23 protein-coding genes are annotated in these 23,876 nt (G+C 40.2%); 10 read left to right on the top strand and 13 right to left on the bottom strand.

Annotation, left to right across the window (positions count from 1 at the left end; genetic code table 11):
- Nucleotides 1-3 precede the first annotated feature (3 nt).
- Nucleotides 4-2,892, bottom strand: coding sequence for an intein-containing RctB family protein (locus ACMFNG_RS00700; RefSeq protein ID WP_430515180.1), 2,889 nt, complete (start codon nucleotides 2,890-2,892; stop codon nucleotides 4-6).
- A 267-nt stretch (nucleotides 2,893-3,159) separates the two neighbouring features.
- Here ACMFNG_RS00700 and ACMFNG_RS00705 point away from each other — a divergent pair, with 267 nt between their 5' ends.
- From ACMFNG_RS00705 to ACMFNG_RS00715, 3 genes are read left to right on the top strand one after another with little or no spacing between them, the layout of a single operon-like run.
- Nucleotides 3,160-4,311: an inositol-3-phosphate synthase gene (locus tag ACMFNG_RS00705; protein WP_011012763.1), complete on the top strand. Its 1,152-nt coding sequence runs from the start codon at nucleotides 3,160-3,162 to the stop codon at nucleotides 4,309-4,311.
- Nucleotides 4,312-4,354: 43 nt separating this feature from the next.
- Nucleotides 4,355-5,695: a DUF2079 domain-containing protein gene (locus ACMFNG_RS00710; protein WP_011012764.1), complete on the top strand. Its 1,341-nt coding sequence runs from the start codon at nucleotides 4,355-4,357 to the stop codon at nucleotides 5,693-5,695.
- A gap of 25 nt (nucleotides 5,696-5,720) precedes the next feature.
- Entirely contained in the window at nucleotides 5,721-6,470 is a 750-nt protein-coding gene (locus ACMFNG_RS00715) for an MBL fold metallo-hydrolase (RefSeq protein ID WP_011012765.1), read from the top strand.
- 115 nt (nucleotides 6,471-6,585) lie between these two features.
- Here the strand turns inward: ACMFNG_RS00715 and ACMFNG_RS00720 are convergent, their stop codons facing one another.
- The 3 genes from ACMFNG_RS00720 to ACMFNG_RS00730 all read right to left on the bottom strand — a co-directional run bounded on the left by ACMFNG_RS00720 (nucleotide 6,586) and on the right by ACMFNG_RS00730 (nucleotide 8,583).
- Complete coding sequence (locus ACMFNG_RS00720) at nucleotides 6,586-7,248, bottom strand: hypothetical protein (RefSeq protein ID WP_011012766.1); 663 nt, start codon at nucleotides 7,246-7,248, stop codon at nucleotides 6,586-6,588.
- A gap of 17 nt (nucleotides 7,249-7,265) precedes the next feature.
- Nucleotides 7,266-7,556, bottom strand: a complete 291-nt coding sequence (locus ACMFNG_RS00725) for a hypothetical protein (RefSeq protein ID WP_011012767.1) — start codon at nucleotides 7,554-7,556, stop codon at nucleotides 7,266-7,268.
- 487 nt (nucleotides 7,557-8,043) lie between these two features.
- Nucleotides 8,044-8,583, bottom strand: coding sequence for a hypothetical protein (locus tag ACMFNG_RS00730; RefSeq protein ID WP_011012768.1), 540 nt, complete (start codon nucleotides 8,581-8,583; stop codon nucleotides 8,044-8,046).
- A gap of 256 nt (nucleotides 8,584-8,839) precedes the next feature.
- Here ACMFNG_RS00730 and ACMFNG_RS00735 point away from each other — a divergent pair, with 256 nt between their 5' ends.
- The gene (locus ACMFNG_RS00735; protein WP_011012769.1) at nucleotides 8,840-9,625 is read left to right on the top strand and encodes a tRNA lysidine(34) synthetase; all 786 of its coding nucleotides are present in this window, start codon (nucleotides 8,840-8,842) and stop codon (nucleotides 9,623-9,625) included.
- Here ACMFNG_RS00735 and ACMFNG_RS00740 read toward each other — a convergent pair.
- Nucleotides 9,609-10,085: a pyruvoyl-dependent arginine decarboxylase gene (locus ACMFNG_RS00740; RefSeq protein WP_011012770.1), complete on the bottom strand. Its 477-nt coding sequence runs from the start codon at nucleotides 10,083-10,085 to the stop codon at nucleotides 9,609-9,611. The two genes, ACMFNG_RS00735 and ACMFNG_RS00740, sit on opposite strands and share 17 nt — an antisense overlap.
- Before the next feature lie 139 nt (nucleotides 10,086-10,224).
- Here ACMFNG_RS00740 and ACMFNG_RS00745 point away from each other — a divergent pair, with 139 nt between their 5' ends.
- A complete protein-coding gene (locus tag ACMFNG_RS00745) occupies nucleotides 10,225-10,752 on the top strand; it encodes a DUF998 domain-containing protein (RefSeq protein ID WP_014835593.1) in 528 nt (175 codons plus the stop codon).
- A gap of 275 nt (nucleotides 10,753-11,027) precedes the next feature.
- Nucleotides 11,028-11,426: a DUF356 domain-containing protein gene (locus tag ACMFNG_RS00750; RefSeq protein WP_011012772.1), complete on the top strand. Its 399-nt coding sequence runs from the start codon at nucleotides 11,028-11,030 to the stop codon at nucleotides 11,424-11,426.
- Here the strand turns inward: ACMFNG_RS00750 and ACMFNG_RS00755 are convergent.
- Together ACMFNG_RS00755 and glyS are read right to left on the bottom strand one after the other, a co-directional pair.
- On the bottom strand, nucleotides 11,418-11,915 hold the full coding sequence (locus ACMFNG_RS00755; protein WP_011012773.1) for a DUF402 domain-containing protein: 498 nt from the start codon (nucleotides 11,913-11,915) through the stop codon (nucleotides 11,418-11,420). The genes ACMFNG_RS00750 and ACMFNG_RS00755 overlap by 9 nt on opposite strands.
- Before the next feature lie 23 nt (nucleotides 11,916-11,938).
- On the bottom strand, nucleotides 11,939-13,645 hold the full coding sequence (gene glyS, locus ACMFNG_RS00760; RefSeq protein ID WP_011012774.1) for a glycine--tRNA ligase: 1,707 nt from the start codon (nucleotides 13,643-13,645) through the stop codon (nucleotides 11,939-11,941).
- A gap of 63 nt (nucleotides 13,646-13,708) precedes the next feature.
- On the opposite strand from glyS, the gene ACMFNG_RS00765 reads away from it, so the two are divergent.
- Complete coding sequence (locus ACMFNG_RS00765) at nucleotides 13,709-14,968, top strand: radical SAM protein (protein ID WP_011012775.1); 1,260 nt, start codon at nucleotides 13,709-13,711, stop codon at nucleotides 14,966-14,968.
- Between the two features lie 112 nt (nucleotides 14,969-15,080).
- Nucleotides 15,081-15,773, top strand: coding sequence for a metallophosphoesterase family protein (locus ACMFNG_RS00770; RefSeq protein ID WP_011012776.1), 693 nt, complete (start codon nucleotides 15,081-15,083; stop codon nucleotides 15,771-15,773).
- Here the strand turns inward: ACMFNG_RS00770 and wecB are convergent.
- Both wecB and ACMFNG_RS00780 read right to left on the bottom strand, forming a co-directional pair.
- Complete coding sequence (wecB, locus tag ACMFNG_RS00775) at nucleotides 15,756-16,898, bottom strand: non-hydrolyzing UDP-N-acetylglucosamine 2-epimerase (RefSeq protein ID WP_011012777.1); 1,143 nt, start codon at nucleotides 16,896-16,898, stop codon at nucleotides 15,756-15,758. The two genes, ACMFNG_RS00770 and wecB, sit on opposite strands and share 18 nt — an antisense overlap.
- On the bottom strand, nucleotides 16,895-18,151 hold the full coding sequence (locus ACMFNG_RS00780) for a UDP-N-acetyl-D-mannosamine dehydrogenase (RefSeq protein ID WP_014835592.1): 1,257 nt from the start codon (nucleotides 18,149-18,151) through the stop codon (nucleotides 16,895-16,897). Before ACMFNG_RS00780 ends, wecB begins: the two co-directional genes overlap by 4 nt.
- A gap of 244 nt (nucleotides 18,152-18,395) precedes the next feature.
- Between ACMFNG_RS00780 and ACMFNG_RS00785 the strand changes: the two genes are divergently transcribed.
- Entirely contained in the window at nucleotides 18,396-19,490 is a 1,095-nt protein-coding gene (locus ACMFNG_RS00785) for a DUF354 domain-containing protein (protein ID WP_011012779.1), read from the top strand.
- Here ACMFNG_RS00785 and ACMFNG_RS00790 read toward each other — a convergent pair.
- Nucleotides 19,422-19,979, bottom strand: coding sequence for a stage II sporulation protein M (locus ACMFNG_RS00790; protein WP_011012780.1), 558 nt, complete (start codon nucleotides 19,977-19,979; stop codon nucleotides 19,422-19,424). The genes ACMFNG_RS00785 and ACMFNG_RS00790 overlap by 69 nt on opposite strands.
- Nucleotides 19,976-20,257, bottom strand: coding sequence for a hypothetical protein (locus ACMFNG_RS00795; RefSeq protein WP_014835591.1), 282 nt, complete (start codon nucleotides 20,255-20,257; stop codon nucleotides 19,976-19,978). Before ACMFNG_RS00795 ends, ACMFNG_RS00790 begins: the two co-directional genes overlap by 4 nt.
- A gap of 155 nt (nucleotides 20,258-20,412) precedes the next feature.
- On the opposite strand from ACMFNG_RS00795, the gene ACMFNG_RS00800 reads away from it, so the two are divergent.
- Nucleotides 20,413-22,098 (top strand): ATP-dependent DNA ligase, encoded by a 1,686-nt coding sequence (locus ACMFNG_RS00800; RefSeq protein ID WP_011012782.1) that lies wholly within the window; start codon nucleotides 20,413-20,415, stop codon nucleotides 22,096-22,098.
- Here ACMFNG_RS00800 and ACMFNG_RS00805 read toward each other — a convergent pair.
- Both ACMFNG_RS00805 and ACMFNG_RS00810 read right to left on the bottom strand, forming a co-directional pair.
- Nucleotides 22,095-22,865, bottom strand: coding sequence for an isopentenyl phosphate kinase (locus ACMFNG_RS00805; RefSeq protein WP_011012783.1), 771 nt, complete (start codon nucleotides 22,863-22,865; stop codon nucleotides 22,095-22,097). The two genes, ACMFNG_RS00800 and ACMFNG_RS00805, sit on opposite strands and share 4 nt — an antisense overlap.
- Nucleotides 22,862-23,866 carry a mevalonate kinase gene (locus ACMFNG_RS00810; protein WP_011012784.1) on the bottom strand — a complete coding sequence of 335 codons (1,005 nt, stop codon included), beginning with the start codon at nucleotides 23,864-23,866 and terminating at the stop codon, nucleotides 22,862-22,864. The genes ACMFNG_RS00805 and ACMFNG_RS00810 overlap by 4 nt, the downstream gene beginning before the upstream one ends.
- Between the last annotated feature and the right edge of the window lie 10 nt (nucleotides 23,867-23,876).

The following is a 23,876-nucleotide window of genomic DNA, read 5'->3' on the forward strand; positions in this document are numbered from 1 at the left end:
ACATCATCCTTTTGCCACTCCTATTGGCCTCATTCTTGCCACTAGCTTCGCTATTCCTGCCTCACTTACAACCTTAACTACATTGTCTACATTCTTGTACGCACCTGGAGCCTCTTCTGCAACCACCCTCATACTTGCCGCCCTCACGTAAATTCCTCTCCTTAGTAGTTCATCTCTTATTCTATCTCCCCTATATTGCCTTGTTGCCGCAGCCCTACTAAGAACTCTTCCAGCTCCGTGACATGTGCTTCCAAAAGTCTCAGCCATAGCTCCCTCAGTTCCAGCCAGAACATAGCTTGCAGTTCCCATTGAACCTGGAATTAGAACTGGTTGTCCTACATCTCTATAAATCTTCGGAATGGCCTCATGCCCAGGTGGGAAAGCCCTTGTAGCACCTTTTCTGTGGACTATAACCTTAACTTTCTTTCCATCTACTTCATGCTCCTCTACTTTACCTATGTTGTGAGCTACATCGTATACAATTTCCATTCCCAAGTCTCCCTCTGGATCCTGTCTGAACACCTCCTGAAAGCTCTCCCTAACCCAGTGAGTAATCATCTGCCTGTTTGCCCAGGCAAAGTTTGCAGCAGCTTTCATAGCTGAGAAGTACCTCTGTCCTTCTTCACTTTGGAATGGAACGCTAACCAACTCTCTGTCCGGCCAAGGTATGCCGTACTTTCTTATGGCTCTCTCCATTATTCTCAGGTAATCACTTGCAACTTGATGGCCTAATCCTCTTGATCCAGTATGAACCATCACAACAACTTGTCCTTCAAACAATCCATAGGCTTTCGCTATCTCCTCATCGAATATCTTATCCACAACTTGAACCTCAAGGAAGTGGTTTCCAGAACCTAATGAGCCAAGCTGAGGAGCTCCTCTTTGCTTAGCCCTCTGGCTAACTGCATCTGGGTCAGCTCCTTCCATTCTCCCTCCTTCTTCCAATCTCTCAAGATCCCTCTCCCATCCATATCCTTGATCAACCGCCCACTTTGCTCCATCAACTAAGACGTCATCAATCTGAGTCCAGTGAAGCCTGACCTTACCCTGACTACCAACGCCGGAGGGAACATTCTTAAATAAAGTGTCAACTAACTGTTTTATCTTTGGCCTTACGTCTTTCTCTGTAAGATTTGTTCTAATTAACCTCACCCCACAGTTGTGGACAACTATCCCATTTGCTATGAAATTATGAGCCTCATGGTAAACTCCGATATCATAGAACCGATCGTATTCTGGCTTTATGCGTTCAACTTTAACGACCTTTTCTGCAACAAAGCCTCCTTCATATCCTCTCTCTTTTGCAAACTCCTCAAAAGTTAGAAAGTTCTTTGGAACTCTTGGATTTCTTTCCCCTTCATAAATTGTCCTCTCAACAAAGCGTCTATTAACTATGTCCTTGACGGCCTTATATGCTCTATCTATGTTTCCAGTTTCTTCATATATCTTCTTGGATATCTCCATTGCTTTTCTTCTCTCTTTTTTCACACTCTCCTTGAACTTAAGGTAAGCATAGGCAATAAGACCCTTTGCTTTCTTCTTGGGATCATACTCATAGTTAATTTTACCCAGGAAGTTTCTGATGTTCTCCTCTCCTACAATAGACAGGCGATAAGTGACACTTTTCTTTGAATTAACTTTGTAAATCGTAGTCTTTACTCCAAACTCCTCAAGGATTCTTGAAATATCATGTAAGAACTCTTTTAGATTTTCTTCAAGTGCTACGTCTTTAGCCTGGGTTAAGTGTATTGGAAGTGGTGTAGTGCCTTTAAATTCAACAATGCTACCATCTGCACCAAAGAATCCAGCCAAGAAGTTTCTTTTTACCCAGAGAGGAGCTTCCATTATCCAAACTGGAATGCGATAAGCCTTCTTAGTTTTCTCACCACGAGGCATTCCTAGTTTTTCAAGTAAGAGAGCAAAACTTCTTGAGGAAACTCTTAACTCAGCTAAAACAGTTTTGCCACTATATTCACCACTTTCAGTCTTTATCCTGTAGTTCTTTTCTCGGACATAGAGATTTGCTTTAATACCTAGTGATTCAAGATCTTTCTTAAGTTCTCTAAGTGTTTCCTCTCTTCCATAGAATGCTAAGACTAACCTACCCCCCATCTCTCCTAGATGACCATCTCCCAGGGCAAAACCAAGAATCCTTGCAAGAGTTCCGATCTTTGGATCTTCCCAGCGAAGTGGTAGGAGGTTTCTTTCTTTAAGGAACTTTATCACCTGTGGATCTTCACCTTCAAAAGCGCTTTCGTCTATTATGATTCCCTTCTTTTCTTCGTATGGGACTCCCTCAAAGGGATACACTATAACATAGTCTCCTTCTTTAATGTTCTTGAGATAGACATAACCCTGAGGAGTAAGAACGGGGTGATCTTCACTTCCCTCTATTAATGTCCCAGTCTCAGTAACTATCCTTATTGCCGTTTCATCCTTTTCAATGTTCCTTTCAGCAACAAAGGCTACTCTAGAGAAGTCGTTGTGCCCTTCCTCGATATTATAAAGCCTCAGCCTCTGAAGCTTGAACTTTTCAGGCATCTCCTCGATTTTTAGCCAATAACCATGCTCTGTTAGGACTTTAGTCCCTGGAGCAAGACAGTTAATGTCGTAGCCGATTCCTCCAGGGCTTATGACTCCTTCTTTAATATCGAAGGCCGCTACACCACCAATTGGGAACCCATAACCCTGATGACCGTCTGGCATTACGATAGAGTACTTATATATCCCAGGAAGCATTGCAACATTTGCAGCTTGCTCTAATGTCCTGTCCTGCCTCATCTTTTCAATCAATACATCATCTGCATAGACTCTACCGGGCACTTTCATTCGCTTATCGAACTTTGGAATTTCCCATCTGATTTTGTCAATCCTCTTTAGGGGTACTGCCACATTCACCACCCTTAGAATAATCACAAAAATTACTTAAAAGGTCAGCGGTTTGATGCATAATTCTTAATTAATGTTACTTTTTCGATAATATTAAAAAGGGTATATAAAGCCTAAATTAAGGCAAAAAACAAATATTGTCGGCGAAATTTTTATAAACCAAAGTTACTTAAAAGTAGATTGGCCTTTGTAGGTCATTCTGACTTTTGTCTATAAAAGTTAATAAAAAGAAATTCACACCAATTTTAGCAAAACAGGAGGTGAGGACTGATGGTTAGGGTAGCAATTATAGGCCAGGGATACGTTGCAAGCATTTTTGCAGTTGGGTTGGAAAGAATAAAGGAAGGCGAGCTTGGATACTACGGCATTCCGCTTGCAAACGAGCTGCCAATAAAGGTTGAAGACATAAAGATAGTGGCTTCCTATGATGTGGACAAGACAAAGATTGGCCTACCATTGTCAGAGATTGTCCAAAGATACTGGAAAGGAAACGTTCCAGAAAGCCTACAAGAAGTATTTGTAAGGAAAGGAATTCATCTCGGAAGCCTAAGGAACCTTCCAATAGAGGCCACTGGGCTCGAAGATGAGATGACATTGAAGGAGGCAATAGAGAGACTCGTTGAGGAGTGGAAAGAAAAGAAGGTGGATGTAATTATAAACGTTCCAACTACGGAAGCCTTCACACCTTTTGGAAAGTTAGAGGAACTCGAGAAGGCAATAAAAGATAACAACAAAGAAAGGCTAACCGCTACACAAGCCTATGCATATGCAGCTGCCCAATATGCAAAGGAAGTTGGAGGAGCAGCGTTTGTAAACGCAATACCAACCTTAATAGCTAATGACCCAGCATTCGTTGAGCTAGCAAAGGAAAGCAACCTAGTAATATTTGGTGACGATGGAGCTACTGGAGCCACACCATTAACTGCTGATATCCTAGGACACTTAGCCCAGAGAAACAGGCACGTACTCGACATAGTTCAGTTTAACATTGGAGGTAACACAGACTTCTTGGCCTTAACTGACAAAGAGAGAAACAAGAGTAAGGAGTACACCAAGTCAAGTGTAGTTGAAGACATTCTAGGTTATGATGCACCACACTTCATAAAGCCAACGGGTTATCTTGAGCCTCTAGGAGACAAGAAGTTCATCGCAATGCACATTGAATACATAAGCTTCAACGGAGCTAGAGACGAGCTGATTATTGCAGGAAGAATAAACGACAGCCCAGCATTGGCAGGATTACTCGTCGATTTGGCAAGATTAGGAAAGATTGCAGTTGACAAAAAAGAGTTTGGAACAGTATATCCAGTTAACGCATTCTACATGAAGAACCCAGGACCAAAAGAGGCAAAGAACATCCCAAGGATAATAGCCTACGAGAAGCTTAGGCAGTGGGCTGGGCTACCCCCAAGATACCTCTGATCTTTCCATTATATTTTTAAATAAGAGCTGCTATTACTAATACGTGAAGAAAGTTAAGATATTTAGTATAGTTCTTCCATTGATATACACTTCCTTCATGTTATACGTGACCTATAAAGTTTATAACGGATTAAGGTATAGAAGTTTAGATCTCGGAATATTTACACAGTCTCTTTACTCACTAAGCGAGGGTAAACTGTTTTACAACACTGTTGAATTTCAGCTTTATGAAGTACACACTCATTTTGGTGTTCATTTTCAGCCGATTCTTTTCCTTCTTACCCCATTATTTTTGATAAAAAGAGATGCATACACACTAATAATAATCCAAACGCTCGCCCTAGGTACTTCAGTGTACCTTGCATATAAATTAGCTGTCAAAGAACTCGGGGAAAAGAAAGGGTTTGCTTTGGCAATTCTCTATTCCTGCAACTCTTCTTTAATAAGCATTAACGTCTTTGAGTTTCATCCCGTATCCTTAGCTGTTCCTCTCTTTCTCCTGGCATATAAGTTCCTTAGAGAGGAAAGTCCTTTGTTTTATGTTATTTCGACGCTAATTTTATTAACGAAGGAAGACGCTTTTCTTGGAGTGTTAAGTATTACAGCGTGGAAAATACTCAAAGAAGGACTTTCAGTTGAAACGCTCAAGAAAAACAAAAAGATTATCCTTTTCACAATCCTTACACTACTCTATGGGATATTTACGATTAAAGTTGTTATACCTAAGTTCGGAGGAGAATACATATACAGCAACTTATACATGGAACCAAGACTAGATCGGAGAAAGCTCACATACTTTCTCCTTTTCAACTTGACGTTTGCCCTACTCCCACTGTTAAACTTTTTTGCCATCCTTTCCCTACTTCCACCCTGGCTTGAATGTTTGCTGGCCTCCAGAGAGAGTCAAACAATGTTTGGCTTTCACTATCCATACATGCTTGTCCCATTGTCATTTGTTATATCCCTTGATGTAGCCAAAAAATTGGACTGGAAAATCCTCAGAAACTTGGCAATCCTCGGAGTAATATCTTCACTCATAACTTTGCCAATAACAAATCATCTACCAAAAGAGCAAAATCCTTTAGTATATCCGACCGTTATAACCCCAATCCCAGGAAAAGAAGCATCCTGGGAAGCTATAAAAATCACCAGAGAATTAGAAGGGCCAATTTACACCCAACCAGAATTCTATCCAGCCTTAGCAACTAGGTTAGATGTGTATGTCTACCCCAAAAATGTAAAGCCCAAAATTATACTGGTTAACCTTAACACGTACTACGGAAGAAGAGCCTTAGAAAGAATTAAGGCCTTCAGAGTTAATTTGAGTGAATACAAAAAGGTATTTGAAAAAGACGGAGTACTCATAATGGTTAGAAAGGATTAAAAGGAGAATATACTTGTGGGTATCCATGATCTTATACTTTATCGGAACTGGGGGAAGTGAAGGAATACCCACTCACCTATGCGAATGTGAAACATGTAGTGAAGCAAGAAGATTAAAATTCGCTCAGAGAAGGCCCTCAACCCTAGCAGTGATTGGTGAAGAGGGCGAGGTTATTCTTTTTGACGTTGGGACAGACATTAGAGAATTCCTAAACGTCCCCCTTGATGCAATATTCCTTACTCATTGGCATCACGACCACATCTATGGCCTTTACAAACTTAGGTGGATAGCCAGGGAAACAAAGCTTTACGCTCCAGAAGGACATGCAGACGCACTAATATTGCAAGATCCAAAGAATCTAAGGCCAATAACTATCAAGGCGAATGAGAAAATAAAGATCGGAAAGATAACAGTAACTAGTGTAAGACTAAACCACCAGGTCGAAACCTTAGGATATGTAATTGAAGAAAACGGGAAAAGTGTTGCTATATTATACGATACAAAGGGATTACCCTCTGAAACGAGAGAATATCTTCTGAAAATATCCCCAGTAAGGACAGCAATTGTTGATGCAACTTATCCCCCTGGGTTCATGGATCCATATCATAATAATGTTGACGAAGCGGTTGAAATGTCGATTGACATAGCTGAAAGAGTTGTCCTAAGTCACATCTCTCATAAGAATTTGCCCTTCCTAAAACTTGTAAAGTATACGAGGAAAAAATGGGGAGGAAAAGTTCTCGTAGCTTATGATAATATGGTATTTTATGTATAACTCGACATAAAATCCCTAAAAATCTCAAAGCTCCCAATGGCCATTTACTTAAAGTCTCAGTTTATAGCTTTTAAAGTAAAAATGCTTCCCCTCAAGCACTAACTCCTCCATAACATCACCTCGAAGATTTACTATCCCCAGAAAAGATTTCCCGATATAGCTTCTTGACATTTTTGTGCCTCTTCCATAACGCATCATAAAGCTCCTCATCGGTTGGGCTAAGTCCCTCCTTTATAAAGAGTTCATCGAGTATTGGCCCGTATTTTGTCAGGTACTCATAGCTCAGCTTCAAAGCATCCTCCACAAACTCCTTCAAAGGAACCGAAATCGTCCCCCTATACCTCCCCTCAAACTCAGGACACTCGTTGTATCTAAAGATGTCATCATTGTAGTAATGTAAGTTCACGGTATTGTTCACGAGTTCGAAGGTGTAATCCCCCATGTATACGCCCAAGCTTGACCAGAATAACCTCGTCTTTTCCCCCACGGGAAAACCACGCTCCCTAGCATGCCTCCTAATGTCCCCAACCATATAACCACCCTGCTCCTCCGTATCAAACAAGAAAAACTCACAACAATCAAGCAAATCCTGAACAGTGACATATGGGTCTAAATCAATTGGTGAAAGAACTTTTCTTCCTTCCTCAATTTTGCACGTGCCAGCAATTAACTCCCCATCAACGAGGATAATACCAAAAAAAGGAAAAGCATAATCAACAGGCCGATTAGTAAAAACCCTCACAGTAAAATGCTTCCCCCCAAACACCAACTCCTCCATAACATCACCTCCTCAAATCACCTATAGACAACAACTTTCGGACCATTTGGATACATTGTTATTAAGCCACATGTCTTACCCTTACAGGCAAAGATATACGTTACAGAGTCTATTCCAGATTTAGAGATACCTACATCGGAAAGCTTAACATCTAGAACAACTCTGCCATTCCTGAATTGTCTCCTGTATTTATCGAGTTTTAAAGCTTTCTGAAGGACGTCACTTGCAAACTCCGCAACTTCTTCCTCGTCCTTAAAGACCTTGGGCATTTCCAGGGTTTTGCCGTTAATGGTAATCCTCTGACCCATTGGTCAGAAGGATGTCTTATGTTTGACCTCTGCATCATAACCCCAGATGTGTCTGAGGAGCGAATGTATTAATCCCACCCTCTCGTTGCCCTTTGGAACAACTACTGTAAATCCGTTGGCCTCTCCTATTTTATATGCCGGGCCCCAAGGACTACTTACAATCTTAAACCTCCGTGCAAAGTACTTCTCGGCTTTTTCAATGCCCTCGTTTAAAGCTTTTAAACTTACACCATGCTTTACAGTGTTCTCTATTGCTTCCTTACAAGATTATCAAGGGCTTCTGCAGCCTCGTCTCCAAACTTGACTATGTCATCAAAGATGCTCGAGAATCTCTCCAGAACTTCGTCTGCATAATTTATGATTTTAGTTTTCTTGAGAATGTCATATATCTTCTTGGTTACTCCAAACTTGCGACCAGCTTTCTCAACAATCTTTATAGTTTCATCTCCAGGGAGAGCTAGACCTACTACAAAGAACGTTCCCGAGCCTAGGCATTGAATTGAATCAAATCCATAATTCCTACAAGTTTTATATGTATCATAAGCATCCCAAATTGTCCAACAACTACGATCACTCCAATTATTCCTGGAATTGCCTGGGGTCTTATTTCTCCTTGTCCTTCTCTTGTTAAGGAGAGTGTTGAGGTAGGAGTTAGCTTAATCCAAGAGCTCATGAAAACTCCATTTCCAGACGTGATGCGGAGTTTTACATATATGGGCTCCTTTATATTAAGGACAACAGCAACTCTTTTTCCCCAAGGCTTCAAATAACCCAAGTTAACGGTTTCTACTGTTGTCTTTCCATCCTTACTAATAAGAACTGTTCCCACTCCAGAGAGACAGTTTGGTGGAACATCCCATGTGACTATGGCAATATTATCCTTTTGCTCGACTCCTACAAGATAAATTGGATATACCCTGGAGTTCAAGCCAAAAATTGGGATTTCTGACCAGGGGAGCTCTGTTGCTTCTGCTAGAGGTAATACTAAAAGGATTAATAATACACTAATTACTTTGTATATCTTCATTTATCATCATCAGAAGATAGTAAAAAAAGTTATGAAAATATAAGTTTTTCTGAACATAATTGTTAGTAACTAAAAGTTTGAATACTATAATTATAAATAAACCCATTAGTAAAGCGAAAATGAGATAAAAATAGGGGTCAAGATAATAATGCCCGACGAGTACTTGGGTTGCGATGACGTCGGGACCCCCAGGGGGCCGACAGCTTAAATGGCCCCCGAAAAATCTTTAATTACATATCTCAACTAAGCAAAAATCATGATGGAACAGGTAATAAAAGACGTGAGGGAATTCGGCGAAAAAACTGGAATTATAAACAAGAGAGTACTTGTACTGTATTCTGGCGGAATAGACTCAAGTGTCACTCTCTACGTCTTAAAGAAGGCTGGGTTTAAAGTTTCTGCCCTAACTTTTTTCCATAAGTGGAGCTGGCCAGAGGTTTTGAGGTGGGGGATGAAATTTACAAAATCCCTTAATGTAGAACATTATCTCATTGACATTACCGATGCTCTATTAAGAAGGGCCGTTGGAAGAAAAGGACCAATCTGCATACACTGCAAAAAGGTAATGCTAGAAAACGCCAAATGGTTTGCACTCAACAACAACTTTTCCTATCTAGCAAAGGGTGATAATGCAAATGATAAAATAATTGGAACCCTTCTGGACCAATGCCCAGGAGACATAAGACTCTGCGAAATTCCAAAGATTGGAATTCCTATATTTAGACCACTAGTAAAATACAAGGCTGATTTTATTCAGAAACTTGCAGACGAAGCTAAGATAAAGCCCTACAGAATGTATGAGCATGGAAGGAGAAGACAGTGGCGAGAAGGATGTCCTCTCCAATACATTGACGAAGAGGAAAGAATAACTCCAGAGCTCATGGATTTAGCATTTAGGGTAAATTATGAAGTGAGCAAAATAGCAAGAAAGAGAAAAGTGAGGATTAGTGTAAGAGTTCCCAGCTTTGAGGTTATGTGTTGGGATTGCAATGATGAGGTAATAGAAGAGGTAAGAAAAGCTCTTGCTAGTATGGGAACATAACTACTGCAGCAACTGCAGCCGCTGGCTTGTCCTTAACCGTTATTTCAGCGGAGACTATCTTTATTTCCTTGAGTTTCCATCCTCTAACCCTAAAACCTTCCTCAACCATCTTCTTAACCATTTCCTCAGCCTCTTCCTTCTTGCAGTATCCTGAATATTCATAGATTAGCCCACCTTCATTGCCTTCGCTAAGCCCAATACCTAAAGCTGCGCTTATCGTTGAACCTGGCTCATCGCTCTCTATGTGGGTGTAGACTGTTGGTAACAACATCCCTATAGGAATGTTCTTTGGCAACTCATCCAGCCACTCTATATGAGCCGGTATAACACTGCTGAGCTTTACTAGGTTCACATTTCCAATTCCCATCTTTAATAGAGCATTATCGAAAGCATTAAGCTTTGTCCCGCCTTCAGCTGCCGCTGCAAGCATTATGGCCTTTTTAGGAGTTATCCAGCTCATTCTTCTCCCTCCTATATTCTCTCGCTAAACGGATACCAAATTTATTATCTTTTAAAGTTTTCGTAAGTAGGAGAAGTTTAATCTGCGGTGTTTTGTAGGAGAGATAAAGATTTAACCAAAGTTTAACAAAGTAAAGATCATGAAGCACCTTAAATGGTTAGGATTCATTGGTGGTATTGTCTATTGGCTTTTTGTATCTTGGAGTATTCACTATAATCCATGGTTCTCATTCTTTGAAAATGTCCTTAGTGACCTAGGAGATCCTGCAAAAGCTACCCCTCCATGGATATATAATTACGGATTGATAGTAACATCTCCATTTGTTTTAGCATTTTCAATATACCTCATATCAACTGCAGAAAATAAAATTCAGACCGTTGGAGGAGCATACCTAAGTATATCCTCGCTGTTTCTAGCTCTCATAGGAATCTTTCACGGAGGAACAAGACCTCATGTTTTTGTCTCGACATATTTCTTTGTACAGTTCTTTCTTGGAATGTTAATCTATGGGTTAGGGAGCAAGACAGATATACGCTTAACTTCCATTATAATATTTATCCTTGCCCTCCTGGGAATTTTCATCCCCTGGCCCTCTGTAGCATTAGAAGAGACTTACGAAATAGTCTTAATAATGTTGTTTACACTCTTCGTAGCAGTAAGAGGATGATTATTCCACCAATCATCCCAAGGATAAGAGGAATTATGTGGGGATTGCTTTCGGAGCATTCTGTACATCTTTGAATACTCCACATTAATTCCCCCAGGTAAACTCTGGATTGTAGGTAATTAAAGCTCTGAGAAGCCATCCATCATAGGAAAGTACTAGAATTTCAGAGAACTCTTTAATCTGAGTCTTTTTAAACTTGAATCCCCCAACTTCAATATTATCAAAAAGAGACTTTTTAAAGATATAAGAGGACGTAACTTTAAGAGGGAATCAAAATGCTGAACACGATAGTGCTAATTAGAACGGACAATTTTGACAAGGCATTAACAGCATTAGCTGACCTTGTTAGGTATGGAGGAATGAAAATAAGAGGAACTCCAAGGATAATACCCCCAGCTTTATCCGATTGGGCATTTGAGCAGATAGTAGGTGAAAAGCCCAAGAAAAAGGTCAAAGCTCACGTTGTTGCTCAAATTGATTTGCCTGCATCAAAGGCAATAGGAAGAATAAGGGATATTCATCCCCCAGCCCACATAATTGTGATTCCAGTCGGAAGTCCCGTCCACAAGGAGCTCCTTAGACTGTGGGGAACATTTAAAGAGCTAAAGGGATTTCACCCACCAAAGGAGATCAAGAGACTAGAAAACATTGAAAATGAGGAAGATTTAGAGTGAATACTCCCAAACAATTTTAGGGGGGAATTTTCCTCTTTTTATTTGACCTATAATTCTTTCTGCAGTATCATAAGCCTTGAGTAACTTTTCTCTAGAGATTATCCCATAATTAAAAGCCATCTCTAGTTCATCTTCGTCAAGCAAATAATATTCTCCCTCTGGGAATATAAAAATATCCAAGAATAAATCCAGAATCTCAACTGTGTTTCCTTCTCTCCTTGTATAGTCTAAAACATCCACATATAAACCTTTAAAATTGCCACTGGGATCATAAATTTTCAAAACGTCAAAATCTCGCCCAATAAAGGCAAAATATACCATCTTGTATCCGTTATTAATAACTTCAACTCCATTAACCCTTAGAGGAGCCAACATGCCAGTGAATTCTGATTTTGCCACTATAACGTCACCGAAGTCTTCAATTACTTCATCTTCTCTCATAATAACTCTGTTTGGGAACCTCCTATATACCAGACGAATTTTTCTCATTTTCCCACCAAAAAATATTGGATTTAGCCAAAAATCAACTCCTTTAATTTTCTTGGCACTTCCTCGATCTTAACCCTTATCTGCTCCCTGGTGTCCCTATCCCTTATTGTGACTGTGCCATCTTCTGGCGTTTGATTATCCACAGTCACACAGTAGGGCGTTCCGATTTCATCATAGCGCATATATCTCTTTCCTATACTGTCCTTTTCGTCGTAAACTACGATAAATCCTTCCTTCTGCAAGTTCCTATAAATTTCATAAGCTATTGTTGTCAAAGGCTCCTTTGCAACTAAAGGCAGAACTGCTACTTCAATTGGGGCCATGTCCTTCTTTATCTTTAAGTAAACTCTCCCATCCTCGTCAACAGTTAGTGAGTTCTCAAGGAGGAGATAGAATGGCCTGTCAATTCCAAAACTTGGCTCAAGAACATGGGGAACAATTTTTTCTCCTTGGATTTTCTCCTCTACTTCTTTTATTATAAGGTCTTCCTTCTCAAGCTCATGCCCCTCAATGATAACCTTTCCATTTGCATTAAGCTCTTCAACTAACTTACGTAGCTCTTCCTGGGACATTGATTTAAGCTTCTCATTTATCTCCTTCACTTTCTCCTTTAACTTTGGCCCAACCTTCTTCATGTTCAATGTTACGTTTAACTTTTTCACTATCTTCGGCTTGTCATAGTGAATCATTACGGTCAAATCTGCTCCACTCATTTTCATGTGCCTACTTAAGTCATAATCAGTTCTGTAAGCTAAACCAACGCACTCTACCCATCCAAATCTCTCACTGTATATCTCAGCATCCCAGGTGTCGGCAGAGTAGTGGGCCCTCTCTTCTGGGAGTTGTTGCCTAAACCTTATTTTGTCCTCAGGAATTCCTATGTCGAGCAGGATTCTCTTTATCATAACCATGTAATATGCAAAGAAGGTGTTCATGACGTAGCCTTTTTTCACTGCCTCCTCAGCTGTTAATTCAATCATTCCCAGGTCTTTCAGTTGGTGTTCTATTGGATATAACCTCAGAACTTCATCCTTAACCTCATCAAAGTGAGGATGCTCAGTTTCGTTAGGATTGAAAAATATCTCCACCTCAGCCTGGGTGAATTCTCTAAGCCTAATCATTCCCTGTCTTGGCGATATTTCATTCCTATATGCCTTCCCTATCTGGAAAACTCCAAAGGGTAGCTTGTTTCTAGCAAATGCATTTAACCTCTTAAAGTTCACAAATATCCCCTGGGCCGTTTCTGGCCTTAAATATGCTTTCTTATCCTTATAAGGCCCTATGTATGTTTCGAACATCAAATTGAAATACCAAACGTCACTCAGCTCTCCTCCACACTCAGGACATCTTATGTTGTGCTCTCTAATTATCTTCGTCATCTCCTCAGCACTCTTTCCTTCAACGTCAATTCCTAGAGTTTCCTCTATAAGGTGATCAGCCCTAAACCTTGCCCCACACTTCTTACACTCTACCAACGGATCCACAAACTTCTCAACGTGGCCACTGGCTATGAACACCTGCTCTGGGGTTATATCTGGAGTCTCAATCTCAAAGAACCCTTCCCTAATAAAGGCCTCTCTAATCTTTTTCTCTATTTTCCTTTTTATTGTCGCTCCTAGTGGCCCATAATCGTAAAATCCTCTCGCCCCTCCATATATCTCAAAGCTTCCCCAGGCAAACCCTCTCCTTCTCATTAAATCCTGAAGGTACTCATATTTATCGAACTTCATAACTCTACCCCTATCTGAAAAAATGCTAACACCTAAAAAGCTTTGTCTATACATGTTGACAAGATGATAAGACTCAAACTCCCAAACTCATACTTTGAAGAGCATGATGACATAATAAGGCTAGTTTGGAGAAGGACTTTAATAGCGGACTATGAAAAGAAAGAACTTGAAAGGGCAATAAAGAGAAAATTCAGGATTTCTCCAGAAATAAAAGTCGAAGAGGGCTACCTAATCATAAACACTGACAATGAAGAAGTTGAGAAATTTGTAGCATTCTTTATTCAAAACTACCTTGGAGATAGATTAAGGAATAGATTTACCAGAAGGAAAATCGTATACATACACGAAGGAATGAATGTTCCCTTGCTAGGCTACAACGCATTTGGATTAATAGACAGGGGAACTAATTTAATTCAGGTTAGAGGCTCCACTGGATGCAACTTAAGTTGTATATTTTGTTCTGTAGACGAGGGGCCTTATTCGAGAACGAGAAACTTAGACTTTGTTGTTGACGTTGATTATTTAATGAAATGGTTTGATTGGGTTGCAAAGGAGAAAGGAAAGGGACTGGAGGCTCATCTAGACGCTCAAGGTGAACCACTCCTTTATCCCTATATAGTGGAGCTCGTCCAAGAGCTAAGATCTCATCCTCACGTCTCTGTAATATCAATGCAGAGCAATGGTGTTCTCTTGGATGAGAAGCTTGTAGAGGAGCTCGCAGAAGCTGGTTTAGATAGAGTAAACTTATCAATTCACTCTTTAGATCCAGAAAAGGCAAAGATGCTAATGGGGATGAAAAATTACGACTTAAATCATGTTCTAGAAATGGCCGAAGCTTTGGTTAATGCTGGAATAGATGTCCTAATAGCTCCAGTAATAATATTTGGAATTAATGATAACGAAGCTGAAGCTTTTATTGAGTTTGCTAGAAGGATAGGGGCTGGAAAAAGATGGCCCGCCCTGGGCTTTCAAAACTACGTCCCTTATAAGTTCGGAAGAAATCCTGTTATAGCAAAACCAGTCCCCTTCAAAGAATTCTATGAGTGGCTAAGAATGCTTGAGGAGAAAACGGGAATGAGACCTTTAGTTCTAAAGCCTCATCATTTCGGCATGCATCCTAGGCCTTTCATTCCCTTAGCCTTTAAGAGGGGAGAAGTAGTTAAAGCTGAAGTCGTCCTTCCTGGGAGGATGGAGGGAGAAATGCTCGCCAAAGCTAGGAATAGGTTAATTCAAGTAATTAACACTCAGGCAAAGGTTGGAGACAAGATAAAGGTCAGAATTGTGAGGACAAGGCATGGAATTTATGTCGGAACGCAGGTTTAGATTTATAAGCCGGAATTCTAATTATATAATGGCGGGCTTATGATGAACTTTCCCTACGGCCTGAGCGTCACGCGATGAGGAATACAGCCAGGGCTGATGAAGGTGATTTAAAATGCCTATTGCCCTCATTTCTGATATTCACTCGAACTTGGAAGCCCTAAAAGCCGTTTGGAAAGAAATTAAAGACGTTGATTTTGTGGTTTGTCTTGGTGATTTAGTAGGCTATGGAGCAAGTCCAAACGAGGTTGTTGAGTTCATTAGAGAAAAATCCAAGAAAAAGAACATCCTATGCATTAGGGGCAACCACGATAATGCCATTGCATTTGGAATTGATTGGGGTTTTAATCCCTATGCCAGGGAAGCGGTGAGATGGCATCAGAGGGTTATGACTATAGAAAACCTAGAATTTTTAAGAAAATTACCCGTAAAGTTGTTTTTTGAATACGAAGGAAGAAGTTACCACATGGTTCACGGCTCTCCAAGGGCGCCTCTCGACGAATACTTATTCCCATGGCTCCCAGATTCCGAATTTTCCGATTGTTTAAAGTATATAAAAGAAGATGACCTGCTTGTAGGACATACTCATATTCCAATGCTTAAAATAATTGGAAGGAGGAGAGTTATAAACCCAGGTGGAGTGGGGCAGCCGAGAGATGGAGATTGGAGGGCTAGCTATGCAATAATCTATGAAAATGGAGAAGTGGAGTTCTTTAGAGTTGAATACGACGTTGAAACTGCAGCAAGAAAAATTATAAAAGCAGGGTTACCACCATTTTTAGCCGAAAGATTATTCGAGGGAGTTTAGAAAGTTGGAGGATCTAACTTTTAACTTTCCTTTAGCCTTTAATTCCAACAAAATCTCCACTATTCTCTTTCCAGCATTTCCGTCTCCAAAAGGATTCTTTGCTGAGGCCATCTTTTCATAGAATTCCTCATCTTCAAGAAGCTTTGTTACATAGTAAAGGACCCTCTCTTTTTCTAATCCAACTAAAATATTTCCTCCAGCTTTAACTGTCTCAGGCCTCTCTGTGTTGTATCTTAGTGTCAGGCAGGGGACACCTAGTATTATGGCCTCCTCCTGAATTCCTCCCGAGTCCGTCATTATTATCTTTGCATTTTTCTCGAGCTTCAAAAAATCTAGATATCCCAGGGGTTTAGTTATTATTATGTTCTCCTTGTTGAGCTTGTTGATCAACCCAAATTCTTCAAGCCTCTTTTTAGTCCTGGGATGCATTGGATAAACAACTGTAAGCGGAAGAGAAGTTAAAATATCAACTAATTTTTCAAGCTTTTCCCTGTAATCAACGTTCTCTTTTCTATGTGCAGTCACCAATATGTATTCTTTCTCTTTAAGCCCCAATTCTTTGAGAATTTTGCTTTTTCTTTCTGCAATTTCAGAATTCTGAAGAACGGCATCGACTATTGTATTTCCCACAACGTACACATTCTCAACTATTCCCTCTTTCTCAAGATTTTTCTTGGCTTCCTCTGTTGGAGCAAATAGAACTTCACTTGCATGATCAGCCAATATCCTGTTAATTTCCTCTGGCATAGTCCTATCAAAACTCCTCAATCCAGCTTCTACGTGAGCAACAGGAATTAACAGCTTCACGCTCGCCAAAGCTCCTGCCAGCACAGTGTTTGTATCACCCTGGACTATTGAGACATCAGGCTTCTCTTCCATCAAAACTTTTTCTATTTTAATCATTGCAATTCCTGTTTGCTCGGCCTGAGTACCAGAACCCACTTCTAGGTGATAATCTATCTCTGGCAATTCTAGCTCTTCAAGAAATATTTTGCTCATCTCGTAATCATAATGTTGACCTGTGTGAATTAGCAGTGGCTCAACGTTCTTCTCTAAAAAACCCCTTATTACGGGAGAGAGTTTTATTATCTCAGGTCTCGTACCAAAAATTATAGCTGGCCTCATACGTCCCCTCTCCCCACTCCCTTAAATATGAAGCCTTTTGGAGGATTGCTAACTATTCCCCTTCCATCGATCAATATTTTGTGTCTCATTAACCTCCCTATTTCTTCCCAATTTAACTCCTTGAATTCTGGGTGGTCTGTAGCTATAACTACTGCATCGGCCTCCACAATTGCATCTTCTAAGCTCTTATGCGTTCCTCCCACGTATGGATCATATGTTCTAACTTCAAGGACTCTATCCCTTATAAGCTTCACAAAGGTCAATGCGGGAGAGTTCCTTATGTCATCTGTTCCTCCTTTATAAGCTAGACCTAGGACTGTCACAACTGCCTCCCTCTCCTCAACTCCCCCTTCTTCTAGGGCTTCAAAAAGCAGAGTTGCTACAAACTTTGGCATGCTTTCATTTATTTTCCTAGCCAACCTTATTAGCCCAAATTCTTTTTTAGCGTTGGACAACAATAGGTAGGGATCCTTCGGCAAGCAGTGACCTCCAACCCCTATCCCTGGGAAGTGAATATTTACTCTTGGATGAGTATTTGCAATTCTTATTGCCTCAAAGATGTTTACACCATATTGATGAGCAAGAAGTGCAAACTCGTTTGCAAGGGCGATATTTACATCTCTGTAAGTGTTCTCCATGAGCTTTATCATTTCGGCTGTAGTTGCATCTGTAGCATATATCTCCCCTTTCACAAAGGATTTATACAACTTCACGGCTAGTTCAGTAGCTTTTTCACTAACTCCTCCTATCACCCTAGAATTGTAAACCAGCTCATAGAATATTCTACCTGGCATTACCCTCTCTGGGGCATGGGCCATGTAAAAGTCCACACCTTCTCTAAACCCAGTCAAACTTTCAAGAAGCTTAGCCATTTTTATTGTAGTCCCAGGGGGCACAGTGCTTTCTATAATTACTAGAGCCCCCCTATCAATTACTTCCGCAACAGATCTTATTGCGTTCTCCAAGTAAATTAAATTTGGCTTATTTCCCTCTAATGGGGTTTGGACACATATAATGAATGCATTTGCTCCTCTAAGTTTTTCAACCTTTGTAGTTGCCTTGAGCCTTTCTTCCTTAACGACTTTATTCAGCTTTTCTTCAATACCAGGCTCAACTATGTGAGCTTTACCCGAATTTATTCTATCAACAACATCCTTCTTTACATCAAACCCAATCACTTCATATCCCGCTTCAGCAAACATTATTGCAGTGGGAAGCCCTATGTAACCTAATCCTATAACCGCGATTTTCATTCTAACCCCCAGCTTATCAAATAGAACACAAAATTTAAGGATTCTCATGAAACAACAAAATTCTGATAATATCTCTGCTTTTACAAAGTTCAGGACTTAAGTCGGAATTTTTGAAAAAATAAGAGATTAAAAGCACAAAGAAACAAAAAGAAATTATGTGAAAGCTTAAAAAATCAAGAAGGAAACATTATCATCTAAAAACCCTTTTAACGCTCTACAGCCCCATAAATTATGGTTGAGTAAAATGAAGGTGTGGATAGATATAATGAATGCCCCTCATGCTCATTTTTTCAAAGGTGTAATTAGGGAATTGGAAAAGAGAGGATTTGACGTGCTAGTCACAACTAGGGAATTTGATGGTCTAACTCAAATACTTGACATGCTTGGGATAGAATACATAGTAATTGGAAAGCATGGAGGAGCCACACTCGAGGGAAAACTGCTAGCTAGCGCTGAAAGAGTATACAAGCTCTCAAAGCTAATTATAGAGGAAAAACCAGATATTGCAATTTATAAGAACAATCCTGAGGCTCCTAGAATTGCATTTGGTCTTAGGATTCCCTCCATAGGATTCGTTGATAATGAAACTGCAGTTCCTCAAAACAAGCTCATGTTCCCATTCACAACTAGACTCCTTTATCCTTCCCCAATTAGTGTCTATGATCTGCTAAAATGCGGAGCTGATTTAGATTCCCTAAGACCCGTAAATGGAATAGCCGAGATAGCTAACGTTTACGGTTTTATTCCAAGTGAAGATCCTCTAAAGGAGCTTGGCCTTAAGAAATACTCATATATAGTTATGAGACCAGAGCCAATTAAGGCTAATTACTTTAATGGGGATAAAGAGAGAAGCATTTTGGAAGATATAATACCTCTTCTTCCAGATATCCCAATCGTTCTCTTCCCAAGGACAGAAGAACAAGGGAGAATATTTGAAAAATTTGATAATGTGATAATTCCCTCAAAAGTTCTAGATACGCACAGCCTCCTTTACTATGCAAAGTTGATGATTGGAGCTGGAGGAACTATGAATAGAGAAGCATTGGTTTTAGGAACTCCAGCAATTTCAACTTATCCTGGGAAGCTATTGGCAGTGACCAAGTGGCTAATTAAGAAAGGAGTACTTTTCCACTCAACAAACCCCATAGAAGTTGCAACAAAGACCTGGGAAATAATTAGGAAAAACACAACCTACAGGAGGTTCATAAGAGAAACAATGGCATCAATGGAAAACCCTGTCGATGCAATACTAGATGAGGTAGAAAAAGTTCTAGAGTCCAGCGAGCTTGGGAGTTATGAAGGCCTCTATAAAAGCAGCTATAAGGAGAAGAACTATTGAGATTCCCAGGATCCGTAGCATTTTTTTAAATCCTATTTGAACTCTTGCCCCGAAGCTACCCTTTCCGTGTAGAATTTCTGAAAACCAGAGAATACCCGCTGTTCCAGCCAAAGCTAGGGCAGGAATTTCTATTATCCCGTGAGGAACTATCGAAAGCAAAACCTTTGTTATTGGGAGTGAACGAGATACATGGACAACTACAACCCCAACTACTAAACCATTAAAGAACATTATCAGAAGTGGCACTATACCAAATGCTATTCCCAGAAGTGCAGAAAGAATAGCCACTCTGGTGTTGTTTAGGAATATAAACACAAACATCTTGAATGGAGAGTTTAATAGGAAGTTATTTCCCCCACCCAAAATCTCTTTAATTCCTCTAACAGCTTCCTCACTTACCTTTGGATTGTAGTAGCCAATGAGTGCCCCAACAAAGGTTCCAAATAGAAATACAGAAATTAGAATTACAAAGACTTTTTTAACATTCATTTTTTGCCCTCCAATGCCTTTTTAAGGGCCAGCTTAAAATCCTCTACATTTACATAGGGAGTTTCAACATCATGCCTTCTAGAGAAGAAGTCCTCAATAATTCCTTCAAGCTCAGACACAGGCCTGCCTTCCATCTCCTTTTCCAACTGAAAAATAGCTTCTTCAGGATATACGAAGAAGTCACCAGTTATTAGAACTTTCCTCGCAATTCCATCCTCTTCCTCTATCTCTATTCTTATCAATCCTTTCTTTGCCTTATGCTCCCCAATGAGTTTCATATATCCTCCCCTCCCAATTCTATGCACTCACGCTTATTAAACTTTTTTGCTACTAGGAGAGGTACTATGAATGAACTTAAGTGATCATATGGATTTTTTGCCTAACATATTCTTTTTATACTTTTTTTGACTATCTTTCTAAGTGGGGGGCAAAGATGAGGTATCTAGAGCTTGCTCAACTTTATCAAAAGTTAGAAAAGACAACTATGAAACTTATAAAGACTAGACTTGTCGCCGACTTCCTGAAAAAAGTACCAGATGATCATCTGGAGTTCATTCCCTATCTAATTCTTGGAGAAGTTTTTCCAGAGTGGGATGAAAGGGAGCTGGGTGTGGGAGAAAAGCTGTTAATTAAAGCTGTAGCAATGGCCACTGGAATTGACGCAAAAGAAATCGAAGAGTCTGTAAAAGATACTGGAGACCTTGGAGAGAGCATAGCCTTAGCTGTAAAGAAAAAGAAGCAGAAGAGCTTCTTCTCTCAGCCCCTCACAATAAAGAGGGTATATCAAACCCTTGTAAAGGTTGCAGAAACAACGGGGGAGGGAAGCCAAGATAAAAAAGTAAAGTATCTAGCTGATTTGTTCATGGACGCAGAACCTTTAGAAGCTAAGTATCTTGCTCGTACAATCTTAGGAACAATGAGAACAGGAGTTGCAGAAGGATTGCTTAGAGATGCAATAGCAATGGCATTCCACGTAAAGGTAGAGCTTGTTGAGAGAGCTTACATGCTAACGAGTGATTTCGGATATGTAGCTAAAATAGCAAAGCTTGAAGGAAATGAAGGGCTAGCAAAAGTTCAAGTTCAACTCGGAAAGCCAATAAAGCCAATGCTTGCCCAGCAAGCTGCTAGCATAAGAGATGCACTTCTCGAGATGGGTGGAGAGGCAGAGTTCGAGATTAAATACGATGGAGCAAGGGTGCAGGTGCACAAGGATGGCTCAAAAATTATAGTCTATTCTAGAAGACTGGAGAACGTCACCAGAGCGATTCCAGAAATTGTTGAGGCTCTAAAAGAGGCAATAATACCTGAAAAGGCAATAGTGGAAGGAGAACTTGTGGCAATTGGAGAAAACGGAAGACCATTGCCCTTCCAATATGTGCTTAGAAGGTTTAGGAGAAAGCATAACATAGAAGAAATGATGGAAAAGATACCTCTCGAGCTCAACTTATTCGACGTTCTCTACGTAGATGGACAAAGCTTGATTGACACTAAGTTCATTGATAGAAGAAGAACACTTGAAGAAATAATAAAGCAGAATGAAAAGATAAAGGTAGCAGAAAACCTAATAACAAAGAAAGTCGAGGAAGCAGAGGCATTTTACAAGAGAGCACTCGAAATGGGGCACGAGGGATTGATGGCCAAGAGGTTAGATGCAGTCTACGAACCAGGTAACAGAGGAAAGAAGTGGTTGAAGATAAAGCCCACAATGGAGAACTTAGATTTAGTAATCATAGGAGCAGAATGGGGAGAGGGAAGAAGAGCCCATCTCTTTGGTTCATTCATCCTGGGAGCATATGATCCAGAAACAGGAGAATTCCTAGAGGTAGGAAAAGTGGGAAGTGGATTCACAGATGATGACTTAGTTGAGTTTACGAAGATGCTAAAGCCCCTTATTATAAAAGAGGAAGGAAAGAGAGTCTGGCTCCAGCCCAAAGTTGTTATTGAAGTGACATATCAAGAAATTCAGAAGAGTCCAAAATACAGAAGTGGATTTGCATTAAGGTTCCCAAGGTTCGTTGCACTTAGAGATGATAAAGGACCAGAAGATGCAGATACAATAGAGAGAATCGCACAACTTTACGAGTTGCAAGAAAAGATGAAAGGAAAAGTGGAAAGCTAAGGTCTAACAATAGTCCCGATACCATTTCCAACTATCGCCATTGAAAGTCTATCCTTGACTAAACCATTGATAAGCCAAACCTCCTCAGTATAATGGACTAGCTCACTCACTGCCTCCAATTTCTTCTTTATTCCCCCCGTTACATCAATTCCTGCAGAGCCCTCTAATTTTGTTAGTAGCTCTTTCAATTCACTAGCACTAATTTCTCTAATCAGCTCCCCTCCTGGAAACTTTGTATACAATCCATCAACATCCATAAGAAATATAACTTTTTCAGGCTTGAAATGCTTAGCTAAATAGACCATTATTTCATCTCCAGAAACTATCTCTATCCCCTTCTCTACATCAAATGATACATCTCCAAATAAAATTGGAACGAATTCCCTCCGTATTGCCTCTTCCACCGAATTAAGGTACCCACTCACGATCTTTCCTCGAGAAGTTATAAACACAGAAGAACTCGATATTGGAAATCCTGGAACGTGCTGCTCCAAAAAGCACTTGGCTATTCTTGAAGCCAAATCTACCATTGCCAAGTGAGTAACAACAAACCCATGCCTACTGGAATAATCCTTCAGCCCATCCCTTATTCGGAACTTCTGGGCGAGAGGATGACCAAAACTTCCTCCTCCATGAACAACTATAAACTTCTCCTCTGGAAAGAATCTCGAAATCTCATAGGCGATTCTCTTGACTACTTCTGCTCTGAAGTGAAATTTCCTTGTTTTATCGCTAATTACACTTCCTCCGATTTTTACAAGGATCATTTAATTACCTCCTCAATTTTTAACCCTTCTCTGCTGATTTCAGTTATCATAGGAGTTCCCCCTGCAATTCTTATAGCTGTAGCAACTTCTCTCTGCTTGTTCGGTGCCAAGGCATACATACAACCTCCTCCCCCAGCCCCAGTTATCTTAGCTCCTAGGGCTCCCGCAACCCTAGCCGCGTACACTAGTTCACTCAACTTTTTAGTTGAAACACCCAAAGCATCTAAAAGACCGTGATTAATGTTCATCAAAACCCCAAGCCTTTCAAATTTTTCCTCCTTATCAACATTTGAAAGTATTACATCCTTGGCTTTCTCGACAACTTTTCCCATAGCCTCTAATATGGGAACAATCAACTCGGGCATCTCCTCATATCTTTTCCTAACCATTGCAACTAACTCCTTAGTTGGACCTGAGGAGCCCGTGTATCCAACAACTATTGGAAGCTCCATGAAGGGAAGGTGTTCAAATTTACCCTTTTCATAGAATATAAACCCCCCTATTGCAGAGACCGTTGGGTCTATACCACTTGACGCACCTTGAACAAGTAATTCAGTCTTGTGACCCATCTTAGCTATTTCCTCCTTACTTAGCTCAAGTCCTAGTAACTTTGATACAGCCCCAATTGTGGCTACTGCCACGGCAGCAGAAGAGCCCAATCCAGCACCAACTGGAATTTGAGAAGTTATGCTAACCTTAATACCAACATTTTTCTTATCTGCCTCCTCTAAAACTAAATTTATTGCCTCTCTAACATAGCTCAAAACTTCAGCTGCTTTTCCATAATCTGTCTCGAAATATATCTCATTTTCAGAAAATGAAACCGTAAGTCCAGGAACTTTAATGTCATGAGCTTCAATTCTTATTTTTTTCTCCCGAATTAGCTCAGCCTCCACAAAAGTTCGTAAATCAATGGCAGCAGCTATCGCTGGCTTTCCGTAAACTACGCTATGCTCTCCAAAAAGAATAACTTTTGCGGGAGCTGAGGCTATAACTTTCATCTTAACCCCC

Origin of the sequence: Pyrococcus woesei (genome assembly GCF_050496105.1) — an archaeon.
In the GTDB taxonomy this organism is placed as follows: domain Archaea; phylum Methanobacteriota_B; class Thermococci; order Thermococcales; family Thermococcaceae; genus Pyrococcus; species Pyrococcus furiosus.

Bases quoted from the DNA above. Each gene is read 5' to 3' on its own strand.
- ACMFNG_RS00705 (WP_011012763.1), top strand. From the start codon at position 3,160: ATGGTTAGGGTAGCAATTATAGGCCAGGGATACGTTGCAAGCATTTTT.
- ACMFNG_RS00715 (WP_011012765.1), top strand. From the start codon at position 5,721: ATGATCTTATACTTTATCGGAACTGGGGGAAGTGAAGGAATACCCACT.
- ACMFNG_RS00720 (WP_011012766.1), bottom strand. From the start codon at position 7,248: ATGGAGGAGTTGGTGTTTGGGGGGAAGCATTTTACTGTGAGGGTTTTT.
- ACMFNG_RS00725 (WP_011012767.1), bottom strand. From the start codon at position 7,556: ATGGGTCAGAGGATTACCATTAACGGCAAAACCCTGGAAATGCCCAAG.
- ACMFNG_RS00730 (WP_011012768.1), bottom strand. From the start codon at position 8,583: ATGAAGATATACAAAGTAATTAGTGTATTATTAATCCTTTTAGTATTA.
- ACMFNG_RS00735 (WP_011012769.1), top strand. From the start codon at position 8,840: ATGATGGAACAGGTAATAAAAGACGTGAGGGAATTCGGCGAAAAAACT.
- ACMFNG_RS00740 (WP_011012770.1), bottom strand. From the start codon at position 10,085: ATGAGCTGGATAACTCCTAAAAAGGCCATAATGCTTGCAGCGGCAGCT.
- ACMFNG_RS00745 (WP_014835593.1), top strand. From the start codon at position 10,225: ATGAAGCACCTTAAATGGTTAGGATTCATTGGTGGTATTGTCTATTGG.
- ACMFNG_RS00750 (WP_011012772.1), top strand. From the start codon at position 11,028: ATGCTGAACACGATAGTGCTAATTAGAACGGACAATTTTGACAAGGCA.
- ACMFNG_RS00755 (WP_011012773.1), bottom strand. From the start codon at position 11,915: ATGAGAAAAATTCGTCTGGTATATAGGAGGTTCCCAAACAGAGTTATT.
- glyS (WP_011012774.1), bottom strand. From the start codon at position 13,645: ATGAAGTTCGATAAATATGAGTACCTTCAGGATTTAATGAGAAGGAGA.
- ACMFNG_RS00765 (WP_011012775.1), top strand. From the start codon at position 13,709: ATGATAAGACTCAAACTCCCAAACTCATACTTTGAAGAGCATGATGAC.
- ACMFNG_RS00770 (WP_011012776.1), top strand. From the start codon at position 15,081: ATGCCTATTGCCCTCATTTCTGATATTCACTCGAACTTGGAAGCCCTA.
- wecB (WP_011012777.1), bottom strand. From the start codon at position 16,898: ATGAGGCCAGCTATAATTTTTGGTACGAGACCTGAGATAATAAAACTC.
- ACMFNG_RS00780 (WP_014835592.1), bottom strand. From the start codon at position 18,151: ATGAAAATCGCGGTTATAGGATTAGGTTACATAGGGCTTCCCACTGCA.
- ACMFNG_RS00785 (WP_011012779.1), top strand. From the start codon at position 18,396: ATGAAGGTGTGGATAGATATAATGAATGCCCCTCATGCTCATTTTTTC.
- ACMFNG_RS00790 (WP_011012780.1), bottom strand. From the start codon at position 19,979: ATGAATGTTAAAAAAGTCTTTGTAATTCTAATTTCTGTATTTCTATTT.
- ACMFNG_RS00795 (WP_014835591.1), bottom strand. From the start codon at position 20,257: ATGAAACTCATTGGGGAGCATAAGGCAAAGAAAGGATTGATAAGAATA.
- ACMFNG_RS00800 (WP_011012782.1), top strand. From the start codon at position 20,413: ATGAGGTATCTAGAGCTTGCTCAACTTTATCAAAAGTTAGAAAAGACA.
- ACMFNG_RS00805 (WP_011012783.1), bottom strand. From the start codon at position 22,865: ATGATCCTTGTAAAAATCGGAGGAAGTGTAATTAGCGATAAAACAAGG.
- ACMFNG_RS00810 (WP_011012784.1), bottom strand. From the start codon at position 23,866: ATGAAAGTTATAGCCTCAGCTCCCGCAAAAGTTATTCTTTTTGGAGAG.